Origin of the sequence: Microbulbifer sp. Q7 (assembly GCF_001639145.1) — a bacterium.
GTDB lineage: Bacteria > Pseudomonadota > Gammaproteobacteria > Pseudomonadales > Cellvibrionaceae > Microbulbifer.
This window is the reverse complement of the sequence record NZ_LROY01000002.1, coordinates 2,192,314-2,219,270: the sequence shown is the minus strand read 5'-3', so window position 1 is coordinate 2,219,270 and position 26,957 is coordinate 2,192,314. Positions and strand designations below refer to the sequence as shown.

16 protein-coding genes, 2 tRNA genes and 1 pseudogene are annotated in these 26,957 nt (G+C 57.0%); 14 read left to right on the top strand and 5 right to left on the bottom strand.

The genetic code is table 11. The features are described 5' to 3' along the window. Positions 1-13: 13 nt before the first annotated feature. Positions 14-2,119 (bottom strand): TonB-dependent receptor, encoded by a 2,106-nt coding sequence (locus AU182_RS14905; RefSeq protein WP_066966928.1) that lies wholly within the window; start codon positions 2,117-2,119, stop codon positions 14-16. A gap of 404 nt (positions 2,120-2,523) precedes the next feature. Between AU182_RS14905 and AU182_RS14900 the strand changes: the two genes are divergently transcribed. The 11 genes and pseudogenes from AU182_RS14900 to AU182_RS14850 all read left to right on the top strand — a co-directional run bounded on the left by AU182_RS14900 (position 2,524) and on the right by AU182_RS14850 (position 13,685). Next, a tRNA-Met gene (locus AU182_RS14900) sits at positions 2,524-2,600 on the top strand. 153 nt (positions 2,601-2,753) lie between these two features. Beyond that, positions 2,754-2,830: transfer RNA gene (locus tag AU182_RS14895), tRNA-Met, on the top strand. A gap of 235 nt (positions 2,831-3,065) precedes the next feature. After that, entirely contained in the window at positions 3,066-3,539 is a 474-nt protein-coding gene (gene rimP, locus AU182_RS14890) for a ribosome maturation factor RimP (protein ID WP_066966925.1), read from the top strand. Positions 3,540-3,631: 92 nt separating this feature from the next. Beyond that, positions 3,632-5,134, top strand: coding sequence for a transcription termination factor NusA (gene nusA, locus AU182_RS14885; RefSeq protein ID WP_066966923.1), 1,503 nt, complete (start codon positions 3,632-3,634; stop codon positions 5,132-5,134). 137 nt (positions 5,135-5,271) lie between these two features. Beyond that, entirely contained in the window at positions 5,272-7,878 is a 2,607-nt protein-coding gene (gene infB, locus AU182_RS14880) for a translation initiation factor IF-2 (RefSeq protein WP_227718287.1), read from the top strand. 66 nt (positions 7,879-7,944) lie between these two features. Further along, positions 7,945-8,244: pseudogene (locus AU182_RS14875) on the top strand (EF-Tu/IF-2/RF-3 family GTPase); the annotation flags it as partial. Between the two features lie 216 nt (positions 8,245-8,460). After that, positions 8,461-8,889 (top strand): 30S ribosome-binding factor RbfA, encoded by a 429-nt coding sequence (rbfA, locus tag AU182_RS14870; protein WP_066966916.1) that lies wholly within the window; start codon positions 8,461-8,463, stop codon positions 8,887-8,889. Beyond that, complete coding sequence (truB, locus tag AU182_RS14865) at positions 8,889-9,839, top strand: tRNA pseudouridine(55) synthase TruB (protein WP_066966913.1); 951 nt, start codon at positions 8,889-8,891, stop codon at positions 9,837-9,839. Before rbfA ends, truB begins: the two co-directional genes overlap by 1 nt. A gap of 112 nt (positions 9,840-9,951) precedes the next feature. After that, positions 9,952-10,221, top strand: a complete 270-nt coding sequence (rpsO, locus tag AU182_RS14860; RefSeq protein WP_066966910.1) for a 30S ribosomal protein S15 — start codon at positions 9,952-9,954, stop codon at positions 10,219-10,221. Positions 10,222-10,484: 263 nt separating this feature from the next. Next, positions 10,485-12,602 (top strand): polyribonucleotide nucleotidyltransferase, encoded by a 2,118-nt coding sequence (gene pnp, locus AU182_RS14855; protein WP_066966907.1) that lies wholly within the window; start codon positions 10,485-10,487, stop codon positions 12,600-12,602. Positions 12,603-12,860: 258 nt separating this feature from the next. Then, the gene (locus AU182_RS14850; protein WP_066966905.1) at positions 12,861-13,685 is read left to right on the top strand and encodes a sulfite exporter TauE/SafE family protein; all 825 of its coding nucleotides are present in this window, start codon (positions 12,861-12,863) and stop codon (positions 13,683-13,685) included. Between the two features lie 181 nt (positions 13,686-13,866). On the opposite strand, the gene AU182_RS14845 is transcribed toward AU182_RS14850, so the two are convergent. After that, complete coding sequence (locus AU182_RS14845; protein ID WP_082859463.1) at positions 13,867-16,533, bottom strand: TonB-dependent siderophore receptor; 2,667 nt, start codon at positions 16,531-16,533, stop codon at positions 13,867-13,869. Positions 16,534-16,872: 339 nt separating this feature from the next. Next, a complete protein-coding gene (locus tag AU182_RS14840; protein WP_066966898.1) occupies positions 16,873-18,414 on the bottom strand; it encodes a peptide MFS transporter in 1,542 nt (513 codons plus the stop codon). A 175-nt stretch (positions 18,415-18,589) separates the two neighbouring features. Here AU182_RS14840 and AU182_RS14835 point away from each other — a divergent pair, with 175 nt between their 5' ends. After that, positions 18,590-19,873, top strand: coding sequence for a tetratricopeptide repeat protein (locus AU182_RS14835; protein ID WP_066966895.1), 1,284 nt, complete (start codon positions 18,590-18,592; stop codon positions 19,871-19,873). Between the two features lie 74 nt (positions 19,874-19,947). Here the strand turns inward: AU182_RS14835 and AU182_RS14830 are convergent, their stop codons facing one another. Both AU182_RS14830 and AU182_RS14825 read right to left on the bottom strand, forming a co-directional pair. Next, complete coding sequence (locus AU182_RS14830) at positions 19,948-22,602, bottom strand: TonB-dependent siderophore receptor (RefSeq protein ID WP_066966892.1); 2,655 nt, start codon at positions 22,600-22,602, stop codon at positions 19,948-19,950. Between the two features lie 490 nt (positions 22,603-23,092). Further along, positions 23,093-23,677, bottom strand: a complete 585-nt coding sequence (locus AU182_RS14825) for a MarC family protein (RefSeq protein ID WP_066966889.1) — start codon at positions 23,675-23,677, stop codon at positions 23,093-23,095. A 154-nt stretch (positions 23,678-23,831) separates the two neighbouring features. On the opposite strand from AU182_RS14825, the gene AU182_RS14820 reads away from it, so the two are divergent. Beyond that, positions 23,832-24,815: a bifunctional 2-polyprenyl-6-hydroxyphenol methylase/3-demethylubiquinol 3-O-methyltransferase UbiG gene (locus AU182_RS14820; protein ID WP_066966887.1), complete on the top strand. Its 984-nt coding sequence runs from the start codon at positions 23,832-23,834 to the stop codon at positions 24,813-24,815. Between the two features lie 471 nt (positions 24,816-25,286). Continuing rightward, a complete protein-coding gene (locus AU182_RS14815) occupies positions 25,287-26,909 on the top strand; it encodes a sulfotransferase (RefSeq protein ID WP_066966884.1) in 1,623 nt (540 codons plus the stop codon). Positions 26,910-26,957 lie beyond the last annotated feature (48 nt).

The following is a 26,957-nucleotide window of genomic DNA, read 5'->3' as shown; positions in this document are numbered from 1 at the left end:
CGCAAATCCAGAGTTAGAACATGGTCGAGTAAGACAGGCTCACACTGCGCCCCAGTCCCTTGAAGTTGCGCCCGTCATTCCCCGCGGTCTGCGAGTAGTAGGTGAAGTAGTCTTCATTGGTCAGGTTCTGCAGGCCCAGTGCGAATTCGCCGCCCAGGGCTTTCAGCTGTGCGCTGGCATCGAAGATGGCGTAGCCGTCGAATTCTCTGGTGACCTCACCCGCGCTGTTTTCAAAATCCCGATCCAGCAGCCAGCTAGCCTGCAGGCGGGTGCTGAAGTCTTCGCTCCAGTTGCGCGCCCAGCTCAGGTTGAATCGGTTGGGGGCGATATTGGCACCGTCCAGGTCGGTATCCACCTTGCCATCCTGGTCGGAATCGTAGCGGCCCCGGGTGTAGGCGTAGCGCACTTCCAGGGTGTCGCTATCACTGGCAAACCATTGGCCGCGGAACTCGGCACCCTCGATGTCGGTCTTCTCGCGCTTGACGCTGTAGATCCCGTCGCTGCCCAGTGCCAGCCGCTGCCCGAAGTCGGAATCCGAGGAATACAGCGCAAGTTGTGCGCCGAATTGGTCGCTAATAACGTCGAGGCCCAGCTCGCGGTTCTGGGTAAGGATTGGCTTCAGCTCGAGGAAACTCTCCACGCTCTGGCCGGGCTGGTTAATTCCACGCAGCACGCGCCCCACGTCAGGCATGGAGAAGCCTTCGGAGTAGTTGGCGTAAACCCGCAGGCCACTGGTTATGGCGTAGGTGGCCCCGATATTCCCGAGGGTCTCAGTAAAATCCGGGTTGCCGCCCGCGACAAACTGGCTGCCGTAAGACGCCAGGGTGGTGAAGTCGTCCACTTTCAGCTTGGAGCGCTCGTGGCGTACACCGGCGGTGATGGTGACCTGGTCGATGCCGCTGAACTCCGCCTGCGCATAGGGCGCGGCACTTTTGTACTGGGTGGGCGGCACCCAGGCGCGGCCGGTTTGAATCAGCTGCTGCCAGGTTTCGTCTTGCAGCAGGTCGGCGCCGTAGGCGAGGCTGATCGCACTGCCGGCGATATCTTCTTTGATCAGGGTCAGCTTCAGACCGCGCTTTTCCGAGTTGTTCTGGGATTGGTCGAAAATATCTTCGCCGAATGCCGGGTCCTGAAAGGTGGCATAGGTGCCGCCACCGTAAGTGCCGGCAAAGTCCTGTGAAAATACCTGCGCGCGCAGCTTGTGTCCCAGTAGGCTGTCATGGCTGTACTGGAGATTGATGGTGGTGACTTCGTTGGACGGTGCATCTCCCGGGACCGGAGCCTTCACGGCGGTGGTGGGGATGCCTTCGCTGATATCGCCATCCACACTGGTCCAGTTATTATTGCCCTCAACCAGATAGCGGTTCACGGTCAGCTGTACACGCTGGTCATCCCAGCGGTAGCCGGTCTTGATAAAGGCATTGCTGGTTTCGCTGTCCATGGTGTCACCCTGGGTGTTGTCGAAACCCACAATGTCCCCGTTGGCGTCGTAGCCCACACCGCTGTTGCGGTAGGTGAGGCTGGCCAGCACATCCACCGCGTCGATCTTGCCGGAGACGCTGTAGCTGCCGTTGTAGCCCCCGGACTCACTTATATCCTCGGCCTGCAGCGCGGTTTCAACGCGCAGGCTCTGTTGGAACTGGTCGCTGGGGGTGCGGGTGACCAGGTTAATGATGCCGCCGGAGGCGCCCATCCCGTGGATGGCGTTGGCGCCGTGAATGACTTCCACGCGTTCCAGCACCAGCGGATCAATGGTGTGGCCATCGCGGCCGCCACTGCGCAACGGGTTGGACTGCGGCACGCCGTCGATCAGATACAACGGCTTGCGGCCGCGCAGGCTCTCGCCGGTGTTGGTCATTTTCTGCCGGCTTGGTGAGAAACTCGGAATCAGATTGCCGAGGATGCTCGACAGGTCGCTGGTGGCGGCCATCTGGCTGGCCAGCTCCTGTCGGTCGATCAGGGTAACGGTATTGGGAATGGCGCTGAGGGGCTTCTCTGTGCGGCTTGCGGTCACCACAACTTCCTCTTCAATAAGCCGCTCCTGGCGGTCTTCTGCCCCGAGAGTGGTTGTACTGGCAGCGAGAATAGAAAGGGCGAGTGAAGTCTTCAGGTAGCGCATCCGGGGCTCCTCGGTTGATTAAGGCATGTTTGTCCACAAAATTGATGAGCGGGAGCAGAGTGTTATGGATTCCCGCTCCAGTCGTCAGCAAGGATGGCGATAGTAATCTAAATGAGAATCTGTATCAATTGCGTTTTTCGGGTGAGCGGATTGCGATATTCCCGTTACTCGTGCGTGCTTGGCGCAATTTCCGCCGGGGAGTACCGGTAATTCTTCCTATAATGACGTTCGATACGATGAAACACCGGTATCCTGCCCGTGGTGGCAGGGATGAGAGAATTAGTGCCACAAGCGGCTTGACTCTATGGGGACTCACCCATAGAATGCGCAGCCTCTTGAGCGGTCGGGGAAACCCGCCGCAGGAAGCCGAGTATCTCACCAGGGGCCGGCTTTCAGGGTGTAGGTGCGGGGTGGAGCAGCCTGGTAGCTCGTCGGGCTCATAACCCGAAGGTCGTAGGTTCAAATCCTGCCCCCGCTACCAATTTTGGTATCAGTGGTTTTGGCGAGGCGCCCGACGGGCTCTCTCTTTACCTCTGGCGGCATTGCCGGCGAAGGTCGTAGGTTTAAATCCTGCCCTGCTGCCAATTTCCATTTATACTGGATGTGTATGTGGTATCCCTCAGGTGTGTGTTGTTGCGGGGTGGAGCAGCCTGGTAGCTCGTCGGGCTCATAACCCGAAGGTCGTAGGTTCAAATCCTGCCCCCGCTACCAAATTTTGCGAAAGCGTTTCAGAGCGTTTTTGCGCAGTAAAAGCCCCTGTTAGGGGCTTTTTCGTATCTGCGGCAAACAGGCCCGAGCCTGGTTTGCCATCCGAATGGGCCGGGAGTCGGCGCCGCGGTTTCTCATTCGGGCCGTGGGGCCAGCTTCGCTGCCCATTTTTCGTTTTTGCAACGAGCGGATGCCGTTGCACATCTGCCCCGGTCGGTCGCCGGGCCAAAGTGGTGATATGGCAAGCAAGCGCGAACTTTTAGAAGAGCTGTTGGCTCCGGTGGTTGAATCACTGGGGTGCGAGTTGTGGGGGATCGATTACCAGACCCACGGCCGCAATGCCCTGCTGCGGATTTATATCGATTCCGAGCGCGGCATCGCTGTTGAAGACTGTGAAAAAGTCAGTCGCCAGGTCAGTGCAGTGATGGATGTAGAAGACCCGATCAACAGCAGGTACACCCTGGAAGTGTCCTCTCCGGGGATGGACCGCCCGCTGTACAAGCTGGAGCAGTATCAGCGGTTTATTGGTGCACAGATCGAGCTGCGGTTGCGTATGCCGCTGGACGGTCAGCGCAAGTGGCGCGGCCTGCTGGCTGGCGTGGAGGGCGATGAAATCGTCCTGCGCATCGACAGTGAAAATGAATACCTGTTGCCAATCGACAGTATCGAGAGAGCAAATATCGTCCCTCAGTTCGAGGGCGGACAGAAGTAAGGGCAATGCTGTAGTACCTGGTGGCGCTGGTTTAGTGGCGTTCACCGAAGCATTGAATAGTCAGCACGTAGCGTTTTTGAAGAGGCAGCTGCATGAACAAAGAAATCTTGCTGGTGGCCGAGGCGGTTTCCAACGAGAAAGGCGTTGACCGGGATATTATTTTCCAGGCAATTGAGGCGGCCCTCGCAACGGCCACCAAGAAGCGCTACGACGAAGATTCCACCATCGAGGTCATCATCGATCGCCGCACCGGCGACTACGACACTTTCCGTAGCTGGGAAGTGGTCGACGATGACACCCTCGCGGAGCTGGGAACACAGTTCACGCTGGAAGAGGCCCACGAGAAAGACACCGAGCTGAAAGCCGGTGATGTTTATCGCGAGCAGGTGGAAAACGTCGAATTTGGTCGCATCGCTGCACAAACTGCCAAGCAGGTCATTGTGCAGAAAGTACGCGAAGCCGAGCGCGCCAAGATCGTTGATGAGTACCGCGACCGGGTCGGTGAGCTGGTTAGTGGCACCGTGAAAAAAGTGACCCGCGACTTTATCGCTGTGGACCTGGGTAACAACGCCGAAGCGCGTCTGCCCCGCGACCAGCTGGTAGGCCGCGAGATTTTCCGCCTGGGTGATCGTGTACGTGCAATCCTGCTGGAAATTGAGCCGGAAGCACGTGGCCCGCAATTGAAGCTGAGTCGCTCCTGCCCGGAAATGCTGATCGAGTTGTTCCGCATTGAAGTTCCGGAAATTTCCGAGCAGGTAATCGAGATCAAGGGCGCTGCGCGCGATCCAGGCCTGCGTGCCAAGATCGCCGTCAACACCAACGACGGTCGCATTGACCCGGTTGGTGCCTGTGTTGGTATGCGCGGTGCACGGGTACAGGCGGTTTCCAACGAATTGTCTGGCGAGCGTGTGGACATTGTGCTGTGGGATGACAACCCGGCCCAGTTCGTGATCAACGCCATGGCGCCGGCAGAAATCGAATCCATCGTTGTGGATGAAGATGCGGGCTCTATGGACGTGGCGGTTGCCGAAGAAAACCTGGCCATGGCCATTGGTCGCAGTGGTCAGAACGTCCGTCTCGCGTCCGAGCTAACCCAGTGGCAGATCAACGTGATGAGCGTTGACGAGTGGCAGGCCAAGCAGGAAGCCGAGTCTGGCAGCATCATGGAGACCTTCATGGCGCGCCTGGACATCGACGAAGACGTTGCCGGTGTGCTGGTGGATGAAGGTTTCACCTCCCTTGAAGAGGTGGCCTATGTGCCGCTGGAAGAAATGCTGGGCATCGAAGGCTTCGACGAGGAGATCGCTGAAGAACTCCGCGCTCGCGCCAAAGACGCCCTGCTGACCCAGGCGCTGGCTTCAGAGGAACAGCTGGATGCAGCCGAGCCTCAGGAAGACCTGTTGAATATGGAAGGCATGGACCGTCAGCTGGCCTTCCAGCTGGCAAGCCGTGGCGTTGCTTCCATGGAAGACCTGGCAGAGCAGGCGGTTGACGATCTGCTGGACATCGAAGGCGTGGACCAAGAACGCGCTGCCGCACTGATCATGAAAGCGCGCGAGCCCTGGTTCGCCGACGACAGTGACCAAGAGGCTTGATGCCCGAGTGCCGGGCGCGCGCCCGGCCCAGCGCACCGATATGAGGTGCGCGCCCGAATTGCCTGTCATGCAGGCCAAAGGTGGAGCAGTCAAATGAATTGATGCTGCTCCCCACAAGTGACTTTTTAGGAGAGAGAATGGCCGAAGTAACAGTTAGCGAACTCGCCAAATCGGTTGGTGCCACCGAAGAGCGTCTGCTCAAGCAGATGCAGGAGGCGGGTTTGCCCCACACTTCAGCGGATGCGACCGTATCCGCAGAAGAGAAGCAGGTCCTGCTTAACTTCCTGAAAACCAGTCACGGGGAGCAGGCTGCTGCACCTCGCAAGATTACCCTCAAGCGCAAGACCACCACGACGCTCAAAACCGGATCTGGCACCGGCCGCAAGACCGTCAACGTGGAAGTCCGCAAGAAGCGCACCTATGTGAAGCGCCCTGAGGCCGAAGCGGAACAAGCCGAGCTCGATACTTCCGCACTGCAGAAGGCGGAAGAAGAGCTGGCCGCGGCAGAGAAAGCCGCCGCCGACCGCGCCCGCGCCGAGCAGGAGGCCGCTGAAGCCGAAGCCAAGCGCGCCGAAGAAGAAGCCAAGGCCAAGCAGGAGGCCGAGGCCGCTGCCAAGGCGCAGCAGGAAGCGAAGGCCAAGGCTGAAGCACCTGAGCCCGAGAAGGCAGAAGCGCCCGCGAAACCTGAGCCCAAGGCAGCGCCCAAAGCTAAGCCCCAGCCGACACCTATCCGCTCTACCTACGTCGATGACATCGAAGCCATGCGCCTCGCCGCCATCGAGCGCCGCAAAAAAGAAGATCAGCGCGAAGCCGCCGAGCTGGAAGAGAAAAAAGCCCGTGTTGAAGCGGAGCGCGCACGTCTGGAGCAAGAGCAGAAAGAGCGTGCGGAACAGGCCAAACAGAAACCGGCAGCGAGCACCGCGACCGCAGCGGCAGAAGATAAGCCCGGTCTGCGTCGCAAGGTCGAAGCCGCAGTGGTTACCGATCGTGATGACGACGAGCCGCGCAAGCGCCGCAGCCGTCGCGGCAAGGCCGGCCCCAAGAAGTCCAGCAAGACGTCTCTGTACGATGCGGCGCTGGAAGCCTTCGAGAGCGACGAGGAAGAGAAGCGCAGCACCCGCTCTCTGTCCCGCCCGACGCTGAAAGTAAAGAACACACACGGCTTCAAACGGCCGACAGGAAAGCAAGTGTACGAAGTGCAACTGGGTGAGACGATCACCGTCGGCGAGCTTGCCAAACAGTTGAATATCAAAGCCGGTGAGCTGATCAAGCGCCTGATGAAAATGGGCGAAATGGTCACCATCAACCAGAGCCTGGACCGCGACACCGCAACCCTGATCGTTGAAGAGATGGGGCACAAAGTTGTGCTGCGTTCAGAAAACGAACTGGAAGAGAAACTGGTTGCCCAGTCCCAGGACGTTGAGGGCGAAGAAGTCAGCCGCGCGCCAGTGGTTACCGTTATGGGTCACGTCGACCACGGTAAAACCTCGCTGCTGGACTACATCCGCAAAACCAAGGTGGCCTCCGGCGAAGCTGGCGGCATTACCCAGCACATTGGTGCCTACCGCGTAAAAACCAGCCAAGGTGAGGTTGCCTTCCTGGATACCCCCGGACACGCGGCATTTACTGCCATGCGTGCCCGCGGTGCCCAGGCTACCGATGTGGTCATCCTGGTGGTGGCCGCGGACGACGGCGTCATGCCGCAGACCGAAGAAGCCGTTGCCCACGCCAAGGCGGCGGGTGTACCGCTGGTGGTCGCAATCAACAAGTGTGACAAGGAAGCGGCGGATCCGGATCGTGTAAAGAACGAGCTGGCAGCCAAAGATGTGATCCCGGAAGATTGGGGCGGCGATACTCAGTTTATTGAAGTGTCTGCGCACACCGGGCAGGGCGTCGACGAGCTGCTCGAAGCCGTTTCCCTGCAATCCGAAATGCTGGAACTGAAAGCCAAAACTGGCGTGCCGGCCAGCGGTGTTGTGATCGAATCCCGCCTGGAAAAAGGCCGCGGTGTGGTTGCTACCCTGCTGGTGCAGAACGGTGAGCTGAAGCGCGGTGATATCGTATTGGCGGGCCAGAGCTATGGCCGCGTTCGCGCCATGACCAACGAGCTGGGCAAGTCCGTCAAGGAAGCCGGTCCGTCCACGCCAGTGGAATTGCTGGGTCTCGACGCCACGCCGAATGCGGGTGACGAATTCCTGGTGGTTGCCGACGAGCGCAAGGCCCGTGAAGTGGCCGAGCAGCGCGCCGACAAAGAGCGTCGTGAGCGTATGCAGCGGCAGCAGGCGGCCAAGCTGGAAAACATGTTTGCCGATATGGAAGCGGGTGAGAGAAAAGTCTTGCCGGTGGTGATCAAGGCAGACGTGCGTGGTTCCCTCGAGGCGATTCTCGCGGCACTGGCTGAGATTGGTAACGAAGAAGTTTCCGTCAACGTGGTATCCAGTGGCGTTGGCGGTATTGCCGAAAACGACATCAACCTGGCGTTGACCTCGGGCGCAATCGTGATCGGCTTCAACACCCGTGCGGATGTCGCTGCGCGCAAGCTGGCCGAGACCGAGAGCGTTGAAATCCGTTACTACAGCGTGATCTACAACCTGCTGGACGAAGTGAAGCAGGCCCTGTCTGGCATGCTGGATCCGGAGCTGCGCGAAGAGATTGTCGGTATCGCGAAGGGGCGCGACGTGTTCCGCTCACCCAAGTACGGCGCCATTGCCGGCTGTATGGTGATCGAGGGTACCGTCGTATAACTTCGTATAATGTATGCTATCGAAGTTATTACGCAGGCCCTGTCTGGCATGCTGGATCCGGAGGTGCGCGAAGAGATTGTCGGTATCGCGCAGGTGCGCGACGTGTTCCGCTCACCCAAGTTCGGCGCCATTGCCGGCTGTATGGTGATCGAGGGTACCGTCTACCGCAACAAGCCGATCCGCGTACTGCGTGACAACGTGGTGATCTACCAGGGCGAACTGGAATCCCTGCGTCGCTTCAAAGACGACGTGCAGGAAGTCCGGAACGGCATGGAGTGTGGTATCGGCGTTAAAGACTACAATGACGTCAAGGCTGGCGATCAGATCGAGGTCTTCGACATCGTCAAGGTAGCCCGCGAACTCTGATTTTCGTTGAGTCTGATTGGGCCAATGAGCGGCACATGGATGTGCCGCCGCCGGCAGTTTGCCGGCGCGAGCCTGACAGATGTCAGCAGTTTATTCCCTGCGGCAGCGAAGCTGTGGTCTCGCTCCGCTCGGCTCACACAACTGCGCCTGCAGCTGTCAGGTGACGATAAGACCGTTCCGGGAGAACGGTCTTATCAGTAGGTAAACAGGTAAAAAATGGCCAAAGAATTCCACCGTGCTGACCGGGTAGCCGACGCCATGCGTCGCGAACTGGCCCGTCTGATCCAGCACGAAGTGCGCGACCCGCGCGTTGGCATGGTCAATGTCAACGACGTGGAAGTGAGCCGCGATCTCGCCACCGCCAAGGTGTTTGTCACCCTGGTAGGGGAAGACGATCGCAGCAAAATCGATATCTGTATGACGGCGCTGAACAAGGCCGCAGGTTTCCTGCGTACCCAGCTCGCCAAAGAGATTCAGATGCGCTCCATTCCCCGACTGCATTTCCGCTATGACGAAACCTCCGTGCGCGGCCAGCACCTCTCGGCGCTGATCGACAAGGCGGTCCAGTCTGATCAGCACAAGTCCGAAGAGGACACTGATCACGACAGCGAATCCGACAACAAACCGGGCGAACAGAACGACTGATGGGCCGCAGACCAAAATGGGGCCGGCAGGTGGATGGCGTGCTGTTGCTGAACAAGCCCGCCGGCATCTCTGCCAACGATGCCCTGCAAAGAGCCAAGCGACTGTTTTTTGCCAACCGCGCCGGCCATACCGGTGCGCTGGATCCGCTGGCAACCGGCGTGCTGCCGATCTGCTTCGGTGAGGCCACCAAGTTCTCCCAGTATCTACTGGATGCGGACAAGCGCTATCGCAGCACCTTCTGTTTGGGTATGACCACCGAAACCGGGGATGCTGATGGCGATGTGGTTGCCACCAGTGATGCCTCCGGGATCACCGAGCAGCAGGTGTGCGACGCCATGGCGGCGTTTCGCGGTACCATCAGCCAGATTCCCTCCATGTATTCGGCGCTCAAGCACAATGGCCAGCCGTTGTACAAGCTGGCGCGCCAGGGAATAGAGGTGGAGCGGGAGCCGCGGGAAGTCGAGATTTACTCCTACGAGCTGCTGGGCTTCACTCCAGCCAGCGAGTCGCCGGATAAGCTGCCGCGGGCAGAGGTCGAGGTGCACTGCTCCAAGGGCACCTATGTACGCAGCCTCGCCGAAGACCTGGGTAAGGCCCTGGGCGTGGGTGCCTTTGTGGAGAAACTGCACCGCAGTGCCGCCGGGCCCTACCACGAAGAAGACTCGGTTACTCTGGATGAGCTGACCGAGGAGCGGGGCGAAGATCGCGCCGAAGTGCTGGATCACCACCTGCTGCCGGCGGACTCCCCGGCCTCTGGCCTGCCCAAAATGATCCTCGCCGATGACACGGGTTACTATCTGCGTCAGGGGCAGCCGGTAATGGATCTGCAGGTCTATCGTTTGGGCGATGAAGGTGATATGGTGCGCCTCTTCCTGGAAAGTGGTGAATTTCTAGGCGTTGGAGAGATTACTGATGACGGACGGGTTGCACCCCGTCGGTTGGTAAAATAACCCGCAATAGCCTGGCAACAGGGGAAAGCGGGTTATCTAATGACTAGCTGGTCTGTAAACATGCACGGGCCAGCCGAATCTTTAAAGCATGTTACGAACGAGGTAATTCGTTATGGCACTGTCTGCAAACGAAAAAGCAGCCATCCTGAAAGAGCACGGCCAGTCTGAAGGTGATACCGGTTCCCCGGAAGTTCAGGTAGCCCTGCTGACTGCCAACATCAACAAGCTTCAGGGTCACTTTGCTTCTCACAAGCAAGACCACCACTCCCGTCGTGGTCTGATCCGCATGGTAAACCAGCGTCGTAAGCTGCTGGACTACCTGAAGCGCAAGGATCTGAACCGTTACGCTCAGCTGATCGCCAAGCTCGGCCTGCGTCGCTAAGACCCTGCAATGCCCGCCTATGGCGGGCATTGTTCTATATAGAATTCAGGTTTCTGACATAATGATTGCGTAATAGCTGTCGTCAGTAACTGTGGGCGAAAGCCCAAAACGATTTCCGCTGTCGGGTAGCCGTCAGCGGATTTTGGCGTTTGTGAGGTCCGCTTTATGGGCGCACAGCGCAGGATGAGCACGGTTTGCTCATCACTTGTAGGCAAAGCGTTGCTGGAATGGGCCAGCACGCAAAGGAAACAGGAAAGAGTCTAGTGAATCCAGTAACCAAAACCTTTCAGTACGGTAAAGACCAGGTCACCATCGAGACCGGCCGTATCGCACGCCAGGCAACCGGCGCCGCGCTGGTCACCATGGGTGAAACCGTCGTGCTGTGTACCGTTGTCGGTGCCAAGGAAGCCAAGCCAGACCAGAGCTTCTTCCCGCTGTCCGTACACTATGTGGAAAAGGCCTACGCGGCCGGCAAAATTCCCGGTGGCTTCTTCAAGCGTGAAGGCCGCCCGTCAGAGAAAGAAACCCTGACCTCCCGCCTGATCGATCGCCCGATCCGTCCGCTGTTCCCGAATGGTTTCATGAACGAAGTACAGGTGATGATCACCGTGCTGTCCGCGGAAAAAGACGTGGATCCGGATATCGCCGGCATGATAGGCACCTCTGCAGCCCTGTCTGTGTCCGGTATTCCCTTCGCCGGCCCGATCGGTGCGGCGCGTGTGGGTTACACCGAGAAAGACGGTTACCTGCTGAACCCCCGTTACAGCGAGCTGAAAGAGTCCGAGCTGGACATGGTGGTCGCCGGTACCAAAGACGCGGTTCTGATGGTGGAATCCGAAGCGAAAGAGCTGCCGGAAGACATCATGCTGGGCGCGGTGCTGTTTGCCCACCAGGAAATGCAGGCAGTTGTGAAAGTCTGTGAAGAACTGAAAGCCGAAGCGGGCAAGCCCACCTGGGATTGGCAGCCGGAGCCGGTGAACGAAGAGCTGAAATCCGCTCTGGAAGCCCAGTTCGGCGAGAAAGTGGCAGAAGCCTACAAGATCACCGACAAGCAGCAGCGCACCACCCGTCTGGGCGAGCTGCGCAATGAAGCGGCGGCAGCCCTGGCGAGCGAAGAGCTGGATGAAGGCACCGTAAAGAGCTACTTCGGCAAGCTCGAGAAGAAAATTGTGCGCGGCGCCGTGGTTCGTGGCGAGCCCCGTATCGATGGTCGCGATACCAAGACCGTGCGTCCTATCTCCGTGGAAGTTGGCGTACTGCCGAAAGGCCACGGTTCTGCGCTGTTCACCCGTGGTGAAACCCAGGCGCTGGTGGTCTCCACTCTCGGTGCTACCCGCGATGCACAGATCATCGACGCGCTGGAAGGCGAGCGTAAAGACTACTTCATGCTGCACTACAACTTCCCTCCCTACTCGGTAGGTGAAGCGGGTCGTGTCGGCGCTACCGGTCGTCGCGAAATCGGCCACGGCCGCCTGGCGCGCCGCGGTATCGCCGCAGTGCTGCCGAACCCGGATGAATTCCCCTACACCCTGCGTGTGGTTTCCGAAATCACCGAATCCAACGGCTCCAGCTCCATGGCCTCCGTGTGTGGTTCCAGCCTGGCACTGATGGATGCGGGTGTACCGCTGAAAGCTCCGGTTGCCGGTATCGCCATGGGCCTGGTGAAAGAAGACGAAGGCTTCGCGGTTCTGACCGACATCCTGGGTGACGAAGACCACCTGGGCGACATGGACTTCAAGGTTGCGGGTACCGCTTCTGGTGTGACTGCACTGCAGATGGACATCAAGATCGAAGGTATCACCGAAGAGATCATGGAGACTGCTCTTGAGCAGGCCCTGCATGCCCGTCTGCACATCCTGGCGGAAATGAACAAGGTGATCGGCGAATCCCGCTCTGTAGTGAACGAGAACGCACCGCGCTACGCCACTCTGAAGATCCATCCGGACAAGATCCGCGACGTGATCGGTAAAGGCGGTGCCACCATCCGCTCCATCACCGAAGAAACCGGTGCATCCATCGATATCGAAGACGATGGCAGTATCAAGGTATTTGGTGAAGACGGCGTGAGCCTGGAAGCCGCGGTAACCCGCATCGAGGAAATCACTGCGGAAGCCGAGATCGGCGCCATCTATGAAGGTAAGGTTGTGCGCATCGTCGACTTCGGCGCATTCGTAAACTTCCTGCCGGGTAAAGATGGTCTGGTACACATCTCCCAGATCGCCGAAGAGCGCGTCAACGCGGTGACCGACTACCTGAGCGAAGGCCAGATGGTGAAGGTCAAGGTACTGGACGTAGACCAGCGCGGCCGCATCAAGCTGTCTATCAAGGAAGCCAACGCAGACGCAGCAGCGGAAGCGGATGAGGCAACTGGCGAGGAGTAATTACCTTGCTGGAGCTCTTTAGCGTACGCAACGGAGCACATTTCTAGATGCCAAGGGCAGGTGCCGGGAGCGGCTTTTCGGGCTCGTCGCAAACAGAATGTTTGCGACGAAGCGCCCAGGGATGGGTTTACAGCGGTCCTGAAAAGCCGCTCCCGGTGCCTGGCCGCCACTGAAGCTGATCGGTGGTGCCAATCTGGAAACTCAAGAGCGGTGGCTAGATGCCACCGTTTTTTTTGCCTGAAATTTGCAGGGGGCATTGTGGAAGTACTTCTGATTTACCTGTTGGTCGGAATCGGGGCGGGTACCATTGCCGGTCTGTTCGGCGTTGGTGGTGGCCTGATCATCGTGCCGGCACTGGTGCTGGTGTTTGCCGCCCAGGGGATACCGCCTGACATTCTCACCCATATGGCGGTGGGCACCTCCCTTGCCACCATCATCATTACCTCCGTCAGCTCCATCCGTACCCATCACGGCAAGCGCGCCGTGGACTGGAAAATCGTCGCCGCTATGGCCCCCGGTATCCTGCTCGGTTCCTGGATTGGCGGCGTCACTGCAGACTGGCTCAGCGGTGCCTGGTTACAGCTGCTGATCGGAATTTTTGCCGTGGGCATCGCGCTGAAAATGTGGCTGGATGGCATGCGCAAATCGCAACTGCCGACGGATGGTGAAAAGGTTCCGGGCAAGGTGGGGCTGTCTATCGCCGGGGGCTTCATTGGTTGGGTCTCGGCAATCTTCGGGATTGGTGGGGGCTCACTCACCGTGCCGTTCCTGTCGCGCTGTCATGTAGTCATGCAACGGGCGGTGGCGACTTCCGCCGCCTGTGGCCTGCCCATAGCCGTTGCCGGCGCACTCAGCTTTGCGGTGCAGGGATGGAACAACCCCCAGCTGCCGGCGTGGAGCAGTGGCTATATCTACTGGCCGGCGTTCCTCGGTATCGTTCTAGCCAGCACCTGGTTCGCACGCTTCGGCGCCCTGCTGGCCCACCGACTTTCCCCACAGTTGTTGAAAAATTGCTTCGCCGGACTGCTGTTTTTGATCGGTGCGCGCTTTATCTGGCTGAATTATACAGTGCTCGTCAGCTAGAGCCCTTCGCTCCGCGTAGGGTGGATAGGCGAAGCGCATCCACCATGAAAGAACCTCAGTTCGGTAGGTGCGCGCGCTTACCTACCCTACAGGCGCAAAACAAAAAAAAGGCCGCTGCGGGAAACCGCAGCGGCCTGTTTTCACAGAGTGCCCACCACAAGGATGGGCATCAGACTTTGCCTTACTCGAAGCTGTGAGTCAGGCTCAGGTACCAGCGGGTTCCACGGGGGTCGTACATACCCTGGTCAAACCACGGCCAGCCACCGCCTGCCAGTTCGGAGTAAGGAGGCTCTTCGTCGGTCAGGTTAACGACACCGAAGGTCACGTCGGTAGCATCAGTGAACTGGTAAGTACCGCGCAGGCCCAGTTCAAAGTAGCTGTCGACAGTGTTAACACTACCGGACGGATTAGGCGCACAGCTGTTGTTGGCTGTGTCGCGGCCGCCGATCAGGTCTTCGGTTTCGCCGATGTAACGGCCGGTCAGAAAAACGGACCAGTCGTTCTGTGCCCAGCCCAGCTGAGTATTGAAGCGCCACTCCGGCTCACTGGTAGTGCCAGCGTCCTCACACAGCGGCTGGACAGCGGACAGCTGACGTTCGTGGCTCAGCAGGTAGGAAGCACGGAAATCAGCTGTCATCATGCCCGGCCCCATTTCCATGGTGTAGCGGCTGGACAGGTCGATACCTTGGCCGTTCTCCTGGCTCAGGTTCTGCAGGTTAGAGCGGACTTCAGCATTGCGGTTGCTGAGCGAGCCATTTACGCGCGTTACGAGTTCCGGATAGTTGGCTTCGTTGTTAAGGATTTCTTGTACGCTCAGGGAGCCGATCTTGCCATCTACCTCGATGTTGTAGTAATCGACCGCGACCATCAGGTTGTCGATACCGGTGTAGACGAAGCCAGCGCTGATGTTCTGGGACTCTTCAGTCGCCAGGTTCGGGTTGCCCCCGGAAGCCGAGCGAACCTCGATTTGGCGGCATGCGCTTGCTTCCTCTTCCGGAGTTGTCGCGGCATTACAGCGTGTTGTGTCAACTGCTGTGGTCACGCCGAAAGAGCGGCCCAGAAACAGTTCACCGAGCGTCGGAGCCTTGAAGCCGGTGCCAGCGGAGGCGCGAACCAGCAGGCTGTCCACGGGGCGGTAAGAGACCGCGAGATGGGCAGTGGTGGCATCGTCACCAGAGCTGGTGCCCAGGCCTTGCCACGTATAGTCGTCGTAACGGGCTGCCAGGGAAATTTCCAGGTCCTGAATCGGGTTCAAGGCGATCTCGCCGTATACCGAGGTGTTCTCACGGGAGCCGTTACCGTTGGAGCTAGCACCACCGGCAACATCGCCTTCGGTAGACAGTGCGTCTGCACGGTCATCGAAAGAGTCTTCCTTGTAGCGGGCGCCCAGAGCGTAGCCGATTTCGGACTGACCGACTGTTACGGGTATTTCACCGGACAGGTTGGCCGCAAGGGTATTTTCCGTGCCCACCGCCTGGCGCTGGGTAGAAATGGACATGCCATTTTCTGCAAAGAAAGCTGGGTCGTAAGTTTGGGTCGGGTCGAAAACGCCGTCGGCGACGGCTTCTTCTACTCGACTTGTGGACAATTGACCACCTACACCGATACGGTTCATCTCTGATTCAACAGTCTGGAAGCTCACGTCCAACTCGTGGCCGGCACCAAGGTCGACACGGGTACCAAATACAGAAGAAAAGGCAGTATTTGTGTTATCAGTTGCACGCGGGCCGGCATCGACGAAACGGCGCAGGATGAACACTGTGGAAGAGTTCGCCAGATCGCTGCCTAGCTCGGCATCAACATTAGCCAGAGACTCGGCTCCGGTGATGTTAAAGAAAGCCGGTGCTGCACCATTGCGCACTTCGGTGAAGTTGCGGCTGAAGCGGAATTCACCATAGCCAGTGATGCTGTCACTGAGCTTGATCTCACCAGTGGTGAGGAAATTGAAGCGGTCTTGCGCCGGGATAGCCTCATACAGCTTGGCGAAGTCGAAGGAGCAATCTTGGCCAGCCGTAGTGTACAGCGGGTCCCGCTTGCTGCCTTCGGGGCAGTCAGCGGCCGGGTAAGATATATCGTTACCAAAATCGAGGTAGGTGCCAGGCAAGCCGGTGGGGCTGCGGCCATCGATGCCGGTCGGAGAAATGGCGGAGCCGATCAGCGGCAGGCCATCAGCCATGACGGATTCTTGGGTCTGATAGTCAATCGAGGCCATCAGCCAACCTTTGTCGCTGGAAATACCACCGGAAAAGCCAAAGTTGTGCTTGGTGCCATCACCATCGGCCATGGCTTCGGTGCGCATGTCGAGGTTGAAACCCTCGAAATTAGATTTGGTAATTACGTTGACAACACCCTGCACCGCGTCGGCACCGTAAATTGCAGAGGCGCCAGTGGACAGGTATTCAATACGCTCAACAGCCGCGATGGGAATCAGGTTCAGGTTAGTGGCATTGTCACCGCCCAGGGGGTCGGCCGGGAGACGGCGTCCGTTGAGCAGCACCAGAACGTAGTCATCGCCGAAGCCGCGGCTGTCGAAGTTAGCAGTACCGGCAGTCTGGCTCAGGGTGGCATTTTCATTGAAGAGCGATGGACCGGCGAAATTCGACGTAAACAGGAAATCCTGGATGTTGGAGGCGCCGGAGTTCTTGATGTAGTCGTTGTTGAACACCTGTACCGGGACAGACAGCTCCGGGTCGAGTCGCTTGATGCGCGAACCGGTGACAACCACCTCTTCGACATCACCTGCCTCGATTGCTTGCGTGTTCTCTTGAGCTATCGCTGGAGTCAGCATCACTGCAGCAGTAAGGCCTAGAGCACTCTTGACCGCCAGAGCAAGGAGATTCTTATTCATCGTTGATCCTCTTTTTTATTTGATTGCCGTCTCAGGCAAGACTGGGAGAGTCTACCTCCCGTGTGTGATGGCACCCCCCCCAAAGGGTATGCCTCCCAACAAGATCTATGACGATGGAATAGAGTGCTCCCTCAAAAAATGAAATATTTTTGTGGCTTGAGCGCGATTTTTAGCCGAAAGAAGACTGGAATTGCTGATGGATAGTCTTTATTGGCAATACTGGTCTGTTTGGTCTTTTGCTGAGACCAATTCTTTTAATTCAGAATTTGCAATGAGAAGCATTAAAAAAGGCCGCACTGGTTACCAGTGCGGCCTTTTTTTTGATTTGAGCAGATCAGGTTAGGGGTTGACGGTTTTGGCCGTTGCCTCTGCCGGCTCAACCGCCTCGATGTGATCCAAACCCTGGCCCTCCCAGGACTTGGACTTGAGGCTGATCAGCGCGATCACCGCACCGATACCAATACTGAAGATGGCGATCTGCAGGTACAGGTTCGGGAGGGTGGAGATGTTGTCCGGATCAAAATTACCCGCCAGCAGACCGGCAATAACATTGCCGATGGAGTAGGTGAGTACAAACACACCCATCATCTGGCCGGCAAAGCGACGCGGCGACAGCTTGCTTACCGCGCTCAGGGCCACCGGGCTCAGGCACAGTTCACCCACGGTGTGCAGGAAGTAAGTGGTCACCAGCCACATCGGTGCAACTTCGAGGCCCTGTGCCGCCTGCTGGGCGGCGAAGAACATCACGATAAAGCCGGTGGCCATGATGATCAAGCCGATCGCGCATTTCATGCTGTAGGAGGGCGTGATCATGCGCTTGCCCAGGTTGATCCACAGGGCGGCGAAGAAGGGCGACAGGATGATGATGAACATCGGGTTCAAATTCTGGAACCAGGACGCCGGAATCTCAAAGGAGCCCATTGTGCGATCGGTAAAATCGCGGACAAACAGGTTCAGGGAGGAGCCCGCCTGCTCGAAGCCAGACCAGAAACACGCGGAGGCGACACACACAAGGAACAGTGCCCACATCCGTTTCTTTTCGGCCTGGCTCAGCTTGCCGCCGAAGTAGATATAGGCGTAGTAGATGAAAAAGATTGCGGTAAAGAAGATAGCGACCTTGGTAGCCACTGCGACCGGGTCGAAGGTAATCACGCCACTCATGGTGAGAGCCGTAATCACTACTACGGCGCCGACAACCGCCCAGATAACTCCCCAGGCTTTCTTTTCACCCGCCGGTGTCATGGGGTGCTCAGGCTTGAGGCTGGCGTCGCCCAGGTTGCCGATGGTCTTGCGGTACTGGATCAGGCCAATAGCCATACCGATTGCAGCGGCGCCGAAGCCCCAGTGCCAGCCCACCTTCTCACCGAAGTAGCCACAGATCATGTAGCCGAGCACGGAACCGATATTGATACCCATGTAGTACAGGGCGTAACCACTGTCGCGGCGCACATCGTTGTCCGCGTACAGGTGGCCAACCAGAGCACTAATATTGGGTTTGAGCAGACCGGTGCCGGTGGCGACCAGGATCAGACCAATAAAGAAGGTATGGTCGCTGGGGATGGCGAGCACGATATGGCCGCACATGATGATGATACCGCCGTACCAGACGGTACGCTGGCCGCCCAGCAGGCGGTCGGCAATCCAGCCACCCGGGAGTCCCAGGAAGTACACCGCACCGGTGTAAAGGCCGTAGATAGCGGTAGCGGCGGCAACGGTGAAGGCGAGGCCTTCCTGCTGCAGGCTGGCGGTCATGAACAGGACCAGCAGGGCGCGCATACCGTAGTAACTCATCCGCTCCCACATCTCGGTGAAGAATAGGGTGGAGAGCCCCTTGGGATGACCAAAGAAGCCATCGCTGTTTTGTTGTGGTTGTGACGACATATCAGCGTTTCCGGTTGTTATAACGTTATAAGTTAACCTTTCCGAGTGTACCAGCGGTCTCGCAATCAGGCGAATGGTTGCAGGTGAAACAGGAAATGCGCCTGTGAAAAGTATTCCTTTGCGACAGGAATTATGGAAAATCAGGGATTCAGAACACGTTATGGGGAGAATAACCATGAATACCCCGCATACGACCGGGCTGCAAGAACGCCGGTGGCTGGCCCGCAGCGTGCACGCCTGGAAGAAATCCTGCGCGGTAGCCGCCTTTGTGGCACTGGCTGGCTGCGCCGGTGCGCCGCCGCAGACCAGCGCGCCGATCGACTCCGCCTGGCTGCTCTCCGGGCAGGCCCTGCTGGGCGAGCCCCTGAACGCCGCCGAGCTGCCAGAAGACGATATTCTCGGTCTGGCACCGGAAATGCGCACCTACCTCACCAGCATCGCCCCCCACGCCAGCCCCCAGCAGCGCCTGCAGGCACTGATACGCGGGTTTCAGGATCAGGAATTCACCGTCCACTACCAGGCCGATAGAACTTTGAGTGCCAGCGAAACCTATCGCCAGCAAGAAGGCAATTGCATGGCTTTCACGGTGATGATGGTGGCCATGGCGCGTGAGCTGGGCGCGGATGCCTACTTTAACCAGGTGGAGGTTCCGCCGGTCTGGGGGCACGAGGAATCCCAGACTTTTGTGGTCTACCGGCATATCAACATGGTCAGCGAGAGCCACCGCGGCCGCCGGGTGGTGGATTTCAATCTGGAGGCCTACGACCCGATATACGATCAGCGCAAGATTTCCGATACCGAGGCGTTCGCTCAGTATTACAGCAACCGCGGCCTCGAGCTGATGCAGCAGGAAAAAATGCCGGAAGCCTTCCGCTACCTGCGCAAGGCACTGGAGTTAAAGCCGGGCAACGCCGATTTATGGGCCAACCTCGGGGCCCTGTATAGCCGAAATCAGCGGTTCACCGCAGCCGAGCAGAGTTACCTGCAGGCACTGCAATTAAAATCCAGTCACACCATTGCGATGAGCAATCTCGAGCGCCTGTATCGCACTCAGCAACAGGTCGAGCTCGCGGACTTTTATGCAAAAAAAGCCCGCTTCCACCGCGAACGCAACCCCTACTACCTCTATTACCAGGCGCGCAATGCCTACGAGCACGGCGACTATAAAAGTGCGCAGAAACAGCTAAAACGGGCGCTCTGGCAATACGAAGACGATCACCGGTTTCATTTTTTGATGGGACTCGCCAGCTATCGTTTGGGCGAAATGGATGACTCGCGAGAGCACTTTTTCCAGGCCTTTCACCTTGCGGATAACCCCTCTGCACAAAGTGTGTATATGAGAAAACTGGAATCGATGGGGTTGGGTAGCGGAGGTAACAGTACGGGGCAGAGCACCCGTCAGGGTATCGGTGCAGGCGCCGGTATTCGCGTAATTGAACCGGATGAATTTTTGCGTTAACCAGAATGAAAAAGAGGATGCCAATGGCATCCCCTTTTCGCTTGACGGAACGTCAGTTCGACATCGTCGGCAACTTAGAACTGGTAAGAAGCGCCAGCCCAGAAGTAGCGACCTTTGAAGTCGTAGGAGCTGTTCCAGTCGTTGTAGCCAGAGGTGTCTTCCGGCTCAACATTGCCCACGTTGTCGATACCGGTGGAGAGACGCAGAGAGTCGCTCAGGTCCCAGCCGGCTTTCAGGTTCACGTAGGTTACTGCACCAACAGGCTTGTACGCGCTCTCGCCTTCGCTCAGGTACTGAGCTTCAAGACCAGCTTCCCAGTCGCTGCCGTACCACATGGCGCTCGCCAGGCCGCGCCACTTCACGAACAGACCTCCGGTGGTGCCAACGTAATCCAGGTAGTCAGACTCGGTGCCAGACTGCTTATTGAATTCGTTATACTCCAGCAGACGGGTAGCCTGGGCGCGCAGCGCCAGCTGACCAGCGTCGAAGTGCAGGTTCTGAACGATGTCGATGTCCACACCGCGGGTGTCCACCTGGCCGATGTTCATCTTCGCACCTTCCAGCTTCACGATCTGGTCACCAGCACCGCGGGTCACCAGTGCGCATGCACTTTCGATGCCTTCGCGGAAGCAGTCGTCCAGGATCTTCTGCAGGTCCGGAGAAGTGATCGCGTCTTCAACCTGGATGTCGTAGTAGTCCAGGGTGATGGACAGGTCGTCTACGAAGCTCGGGGTCCAAACCACACCAGCGGTGAAGGTTTTGGCTTCTTCCGGGGTCAGGTTTTCGTTACCGCCGATGTTGGTCGGTACCTGGTTACCAGCCTGGGTGAAGCCGTTGTCAACGTCACAGAAGTCGCCCTGACCTTCCTTGTTGGAAGCACTGGTGTCGCACGGATCGATCAGGAACTCATAGCTCTGCGCGGAACCGCTGTACAGCTCGTAGATGCCCGGTGCGCGGAACGCGGTGGACAGGCTAGCGCGGAAGCGAACATCTTCAACCGGTGCGTAAACCAGGCCCAGCTTGCCGGTGCTCTGACCGCCGAAGGTGCTGAAGTCGGAGTAGCGTACGGCCACGTCGGCAGACAGCTCTTCCGCGCCGGTTACGCCCGCCAGGATCGGCAGGTTGAATTCAGCGAATACTTCAGAAACGTTGTAGCTGCCGCCAGTGGCGTCTTGCTGGTTGCCGAAGGTTTCACCGCTGCGGGTTTCCTGGGACGGGTTGAACTCGCCGGATTCATCGCGGTACTCAAGACCCGCTGCGAAACCGAGGGTGCCGCCCTGGAACTCGATGGCATCGATGTCGCCAGACAGCGCTGCGCCAACGTTGACCAGCTCGTACTGGTTGTCTTCACGATCGTCGTAGCGGAAGTAGTCCATGATTTCCGGGCTCATGCCACCGGTGAAATCAAAGTCCAGACCTGCTTCGCCGCTGAAAATTTCGTTCAGGCGCGCCTTGTTGTAAGAGTTGTAAGTGACATTGTCACCGGAGTTCTTACCGTAGCTGGCGAAGGTGTCCCAGCTCCAGCCGTTGGCCAGATCGCCGCGCAGACCAGAAGCGATGCGGAAGGTGTCGGTAGACTGTTCGTAGTCACGGGTACCACCGGCAACCGGGCGAACACGGTAGTCGGAGAAACCTTCAACCCAGCTGTCACCCGGGTAAGCGGGCAGCTCGTCTTCCGCTACGCCGGCAGCCACGGCTGCGTCATAGGCGTCTTTGGCTTCTTGCCATGCATCTTGCAGCTGGTCTTTGATTTCCTGCGGCAGGTGCTGTTCCGGATCCAGGTTAAAACCGTTACCGGCGTACATTGGCTGGGCAGCCAGCTGCTGGTTGGTGGTTTTGGTGGTGTAGCTGAACTCACCCCAGGCTTCTACGGCGTCAGTAGCAGAGTAGGTGCCGGAAGCGGTCACAGAGGTGCGCTCCATCGCGCCAGACAGCCACATGTGCTGGCCAATGTCGTAGCCCTCGTAACCACCCAGGGTCAGGCCATCTTCCTGAACGCTGAAGGCGCCGTAGCGAGTGAAAATATTGCCATTCGGGCCCATGGAGCTGGTCAGGCCAGCCCACTCGCGATCGTTGTAGGTAATTTCGTCGCGCTGGCTGTGGTTGATGTTGGCAATGAATTTGCCGCGCTCGCCTTCACCACCGAAGGTGATGGACAGCTCGCCATTTTCGCCGCCACCTTCAGAGGTGCTACCGGCGCGAGCGTTGATACGAACGCCTTCGAAGGAGTCCTTCATCACCACGTTGATAACGCCGGCAACAGCGTCAGAACCGTAAACGGCAGAAGCGCCGTCGGTCAGAACTTCGATACGGTCGATCATGTCAACGGGAATGTTGTTCATGTCGACGGCAGAGCTAACGCCGGAAGCGGACGACACGAAGCGACGGCCGTTTACCAGTACCAGAGTACGGGCGGAGCCCAGGTTACGCAGATCAACAAATGCCAGGCCTTGGCCGCCGTTGTTGTCGTTTGCGTTGATGCCAGTGGTACCCATGGACGGCAGCTGGTTCAGCAGCTCGTCGATGGTGCCCACGCCGGAGCGGCTGATCGCTTCGGAGTCAACGATAGTGATAGGGCCGGTGGTGGAGAGCGGATCACGCGCAATACGGGAACCGGTAACAATCACTTCTTCAACGGTCGGGCCAGGCACGGCTTCCTGAGCGGAAACAGCGGCGGAAGCCAGGGTGCTGAATGCTGCAATAGCAATGCTCAACTTGGTCTTGATCATAAATGCATCCTTTATGTACTTAGAGGCACTTTTATTGGTTAGTTGTAATTCGAGTGCCGGCTGACTTTAAAGGATGACGATGATTTGTGGAACTAACCTGACATTACATGATCTGTCTGATATTAGTCATTTTGTTTATTCGCCATGCATGTCGATCAAATATTGATCGTTAAGAAGTGTTAACATCCGCTTTTAAAGTAAATAATTGTTACATGCTAATAAATTAATCTTTTTATTAGGATAACTGTAACTTTTGCTCAAAAAACCATTGAGGTTGTTTTTTGTGCAAGGCTTTCGATGTGTATGAAAATCCATCGATTTGAAGGCTGGATAGGCTTTTATAGCCCTATGTTTTGCTGGTGGGTGTTTCTTTAGCGAAAAATACTGTCAAGCCTTCTGCTGCTAGTGCGGCAAAAAGTTAGACAAGAGTGCAAGAATGTGAGGGGAGGATGAGGCGCCGGTGCAACCGGCCGCCTCATGGCAGGGGTGTTTAATTGAGGCTTTGCTTGATGCCGTCGAGGAACAGCTGGACGGCCAGCATGACCAGCACCATACCCATCAACCGCTCTACTGCGATCAATCCTCGGTTACCCAGCAGCCGCGCCAGTGGCGAGGATGCGAGCAATATCACCGCGGATACGCCCCAGGCTCCCAGTAATGCCAGGGTCCAGTCCCAGAGCTGCTCGCCTTCACTGTTTGTCATTAGCATCAGGATTGCCATGGTGGATGGCCCAGCTACCAGAGGGACAGCGAGGGGTACAAAGAAGGGCTCCCCTTCGAGGCGCTCACCCATAATCCCCCCTTCAATCGGGAATACCATACGTATCGCGATCAAAAACAGAATGATTGCCCCGGCAATCCGGATAGCCTCCTGCGAGAGCCCCAACCAGGCCAGCACAAATCGCCCGCCATACAGGAACACCAGCAACACGATCAGAGCGAAGATGAGCTCGCGCATGATGACGTAAAGTTGACGCTTCGGCGGAACATTCTTCAGGGCCGCGAGGAACACCGGGATATTGCCAAGGGGGTCCATGACGAAGAGGAGGGTGAGGAAGGCGGTTAAGGTATCCATTGGGTCAACTTAAAAAAATAATGGGAGGGCGTAGCGGCCGACTAGGTGTGTCTGCTATTTGGGTTGTGACGTGACCTACGAAGCAGCATGATTGTCAGCTATTCTAGCCTAGCTATATGGGCAGTATAAATGGAGCAAGAGTGCGGGTGGCCAAATGATTGAGGATCAAACAGATCCACGGCGCGAACATGCAGATAGCGACGCATGGGAGCACTACTGGGAGAAGGCCCTTGGCGCTGATATGGCCGGTGTTAGTGGCACGGCAGCCCAATTCGTGCGTGAATTTTGGCTGGCATCGATTGGCTCTAATTTGACAGGCACGCTGCCTTTGCGGGTCTTAGATGTGGCTTGTGGGCGTGGGGGGGTTGCGTCGATTCTCGATGAAGCAGGTTGGTTGGGCAAGGTGGAATACTGTGGAGTAGACATTTCGCATGCCGCCGTGCGGTCAATGATTAATCATTTTCCGAGTGCGCAAGGCGTAGTGGCCGATGTGCAAGACCTTCCATTGTTATCCGGGAACTTCGATATCGTATGCAGTCAATTCGGAGTGGAATATGCCGGAGAGGCAGCCATTCTGGATCTGGTAAGCCAGCTTCGGGCGGGTGGGCAACTTATTCTTTTATTGCACTGTGTTGGTGGACAGATATACAAAGAATGTTATGACCAGATGGAAGGGGCGCGGGAGTTGGTTCAAACCGAGTTCCTGCCACTTTCGATGGAGATGTTCAAAGACGCTTATGCTGTGCTCGAAGGTGGGGAGCGTAGAGCCTATGAGGGTAGCTCGGGACGGCTTGTCGCCAAATTTCGTGCTCTGGAAGATATTATGCGGCGGCGAGGGCGGGGCGCGGCCGCTGGCATGGTTTACCGTTTATACCGCGACGTAAATCAAATACACAGAGACTTACCCAGGTTTCAGCGAGAGCAAGTGCTCAGTTGGTTGCAAGCTGCTGCGCAGGAGGTGGCGTCGTTTGCTGGGAGGATGGATGGGATGTGCGCCTCGGCCATGTCCGAGTCTCAGGTCGATGCGCTGGTATTGGAGCTTGCAAAGAGGCGGCTCAACGCCAAAGTTGAGCCAATGTTGACGGCAGAAAGTGGGGCGCAAATTGCATGGCAGCTGACTGGGGCGATGCGAAAATAGTCGGCTCGCGCGCAATCAGTTAAATAGCTACCGATTCCAGTTCAAGCATGGAACTTTACTTGAATATACGATGTAATCGGATTGCTAATCTTATAGGAACAGGAGGCCAACGTGGTCAAGTTTGCAGGACTGATAGTGGTTTGTTCGCTGGCGATAGGCTGTGCTTCAACTGGTGAAAACTCGGCGTCTAGTTCGAGTCTCGCGGGGAATCCCAACTCTAATGTCAGTGAAGCTGACAAGCGGGTGTGTAAAAACGAGTCTGTTGTGGGCTCCCGTTTGCCGGTGCGCACGTGTCTGACGCAGGCGCAGTGGGATAGGAGGGCCGAAGAATCTCGGAAAATGACAGAAAAGATGTCCCGGGGTGGGGTTCATATGAATCCGGATGGGGGCTGAGAATTTTCCGCTGACTTAACATCTACTCTGTCGGCTCAAAAAAAGCAGCGTATTCGCTGCTTTTTCGGTTTATAGGTCATGAAGAATTTGTACTTAGAAAAAATTACGGCGGCTAGAAAAGCGTTCGCGTCAGGAGATAAGGCGAGAGCCGAACAGTTATTGCTGGACTGTGCGGGCGCTCATGGCAACCCGATTCCGGTATTGATTGAGCTTGTGCAGCTATACCGGGCACTGAAGCAGCCAGAAAAGTCGATTCCGATACTCAAGGAGCTAGCTCGAATTGACCGCACTGACTTAAGCCACTTGTCCGAGCTTGCTCATACTTTTCAGGCATTGGGGCGTAATGCGGAGGCGGCACAGACATATCGGCAGGTGGTAAGCCAGAGGAGTGATCTCCCCAATACCTGGTTTAACCTCGCGTGGAATTTAACACGTGCTGGAGAGCTTCAAGAAGCCATCGCAGCTTACGAAAGAGCTATTTCCTGTGGTATAGGGGGCAAGGATGAGGTGTACCTAAATATTGCGGGTATCCATGCCACGCTAAAAAACTTCCTCGAGTCAAAAAAGTGCCTGGATAAGGCACTTGATGTGAATCCGAGATACATTCCTGCTCTTTTCAACCTCGGTTCATATTATGAGGAGCAGGGGCTTCGAGAGGAGGCTGAGAAACTATACCAACAGTGTTTACGCGAAGATCCGGGGTTTCACCCGGCATTGTGCCGACTGTCTCATATGAGTCGGGGGGGGGATAACTCCGAGCTTCTGATGGAAAAAATACGGCGCCTTTTGGCGACCGAGTTACCGGAGTCTGCTCGTGAAGAATTACTCTTCGCTGAGGGGAAGTTATTAGACGAGTGCGGACGTTATGCGGAAGCCTGGCGAAGCTTTGGTAGCGCCAATCTTCTGGGGAAGAAGCGAGTTCCCCCCTTCGATGTGGAGAATCTGAAAGGCCGGATTCGAGAGATTATCAGTTTTAAAAAAGAGTATACACCGTGCCTGCCGCAGGCAGAATCTACGCCGTCCTCATTATTTATTTGTGGGATGTTTCGCTCTGGATCAACGCTTTTGGAGCAAATTATCGGCGGGCATTCTGAAATAGTTTCGGGTGGTGAGCTTTACTATTTTTCTGATGCATTTAAGCGCAGAGGTGCTGCGTATCCGGAGTTTTATGACTGGGCGACGGGTTGCGGGGGGCTCGCATCTGGTTACCTGTCGTTTGTGCAGAAGAGATTTGGTGCTGGCAATATCGGAATGTTGACAGATAAAAGTCCTGAAAATTTCATGTATGTTGGGCTGATCAAGGCACTGTTCCCAAAAAGCAAATTCATATGGACGCGCCGAAATTTCGAAGATAATAGGCTGTCAATATTTTTTCAGCATCTTGGGGAGGCATTAAATTATTCGGTTGACCTGCAGTGGATTCGTCAATACTACGAGCAGCAGCAACTATTGATGGAGTATTGGTGCTCTAAGTTTCCAGATTCTATCTATGAGATTCATTATGAGAGGCTGATAGAAAGCCCGCGTGAGGAGATTGAAGGCCTGTTCGGCTTCTTGGGTTTACCTTGGGAAGATGCTTGTTTGAATTTCAGAGGTAGAAAGAATCATGTTCAGACTGCGAGTATCTGGCAAGTTCGGGAAGACCTGCACTCACGATCGGTAGGCCGCTTTAAAAATTACAGGCCTTTTCTGTCTGAATGACCATGTAAACTGTCAAAAAAAAGGCAGGGCTTTCGCCCTGCCTTTTTC

What these genes read in the sequence shown, in the direction of transcription:
- AU182_RS14815 (WP_066966884.1), top strand. Translation starts at nt 25,287, where the DNA reads ATGAAGAATTTGTACTTAGAAAAAATTACGGCGGCTAGAAAAGCGTTC.
- nusA (WP_066966923.1), top strand. Translation starts at nt 3,632, where the DNA reads ATGAACAAAGAAATCTTGCTGGTGGCCGAGGCGGTTTCCAACGAGAAA.
- rimP (WP_066966925.1), top strand. Translation starts at nt 3,066, where the DNA reads ATGGCAAGCAAGCGCGAACTTTTAGAAGAGCTGTTGGCTCCGGTGGTT.
- AU182_RS14840 (WP_066966898.1), bottom strand. Translation starts at nt 18,414, where the DNA reads ATGTCGTCACAACCACAACAAAACAGCGATGGCTTCTTTGGTCATCCC.
- rpsO (WP_066966910.1), top strand. Translation starts at nt 9,952, where the DNA reads ATGGCACTGTCTGCAAACGAAAAAGCAGCCATCCTGAAAGAGCACGGC.
- AU182_RS14820 (WP_066966887.1), top strand. Translation starts at nt 23,832, where the DNA reads ATGATTGAGGATCAAACAGATCCACGGCGCGAACATGCAGATAGCGAC.
- AU182_RS14830 (WP_066966892.1), bottom strand. Translation starts at nt 22,602, where the DNA reads ATGATCAAGACCAAGTTGAGCATTGCTATTGCAGCATTCAGCACCCTG.
- AU182_RS14825 (WP_066966889.1), bottom strand. Translation starts at nt 23,677, where the DNA reads ATGGATACCTTAACCGCCTTCCTCACCCTCCTCTTCGTCATGGACCCC.
- AU182_RS14845 (WP_082859463.1), bottom strand. Translation starts at nt 16,533, where the DNA reads ATGAATAAGAATCTCCTTGCTCTGGCGGTCAAGAGTGCTCTAGGCCTT.
- truB (WP_066966913.1), top strand. Translation starts at nt 8,889, where the DNA reads ATGGGCCGCAGACCAAAATGGGGCCGGCAGGTGGATGGCGTGCTGTTG.
- rbfA (WP_066966916.1), top strand. Translation starts at nt 8,461, where the DNA reads ATGGCCAAAGAATTCCACCGTGCTGACCGGGTAGCCGACGCCATGCGT.
- AU182_RS14835 (WP_066966895.1), top strand. Translation starts at nt 18,590, where the DNA reads ATGAATACCCCGCATACGACCGGGCTGCAAGAACGCCGGTGGCTGGCC.
- infB (WP_227718287.1), top strand. Translation starts at nt 5,272, where the DNA reads ATGGCCGAAGTAACAGTTAGCGAACTCGCCAAATCGGTTGGTGCCACC.
- AU182_RS14905 (WP_066966928.1), bottom strand. Translation starts at nt 2,119, where the DNA reads ATGCGCTACCTGAAGACTTCACTCGCCCTTTCTATTCTCGCTGCCAGT.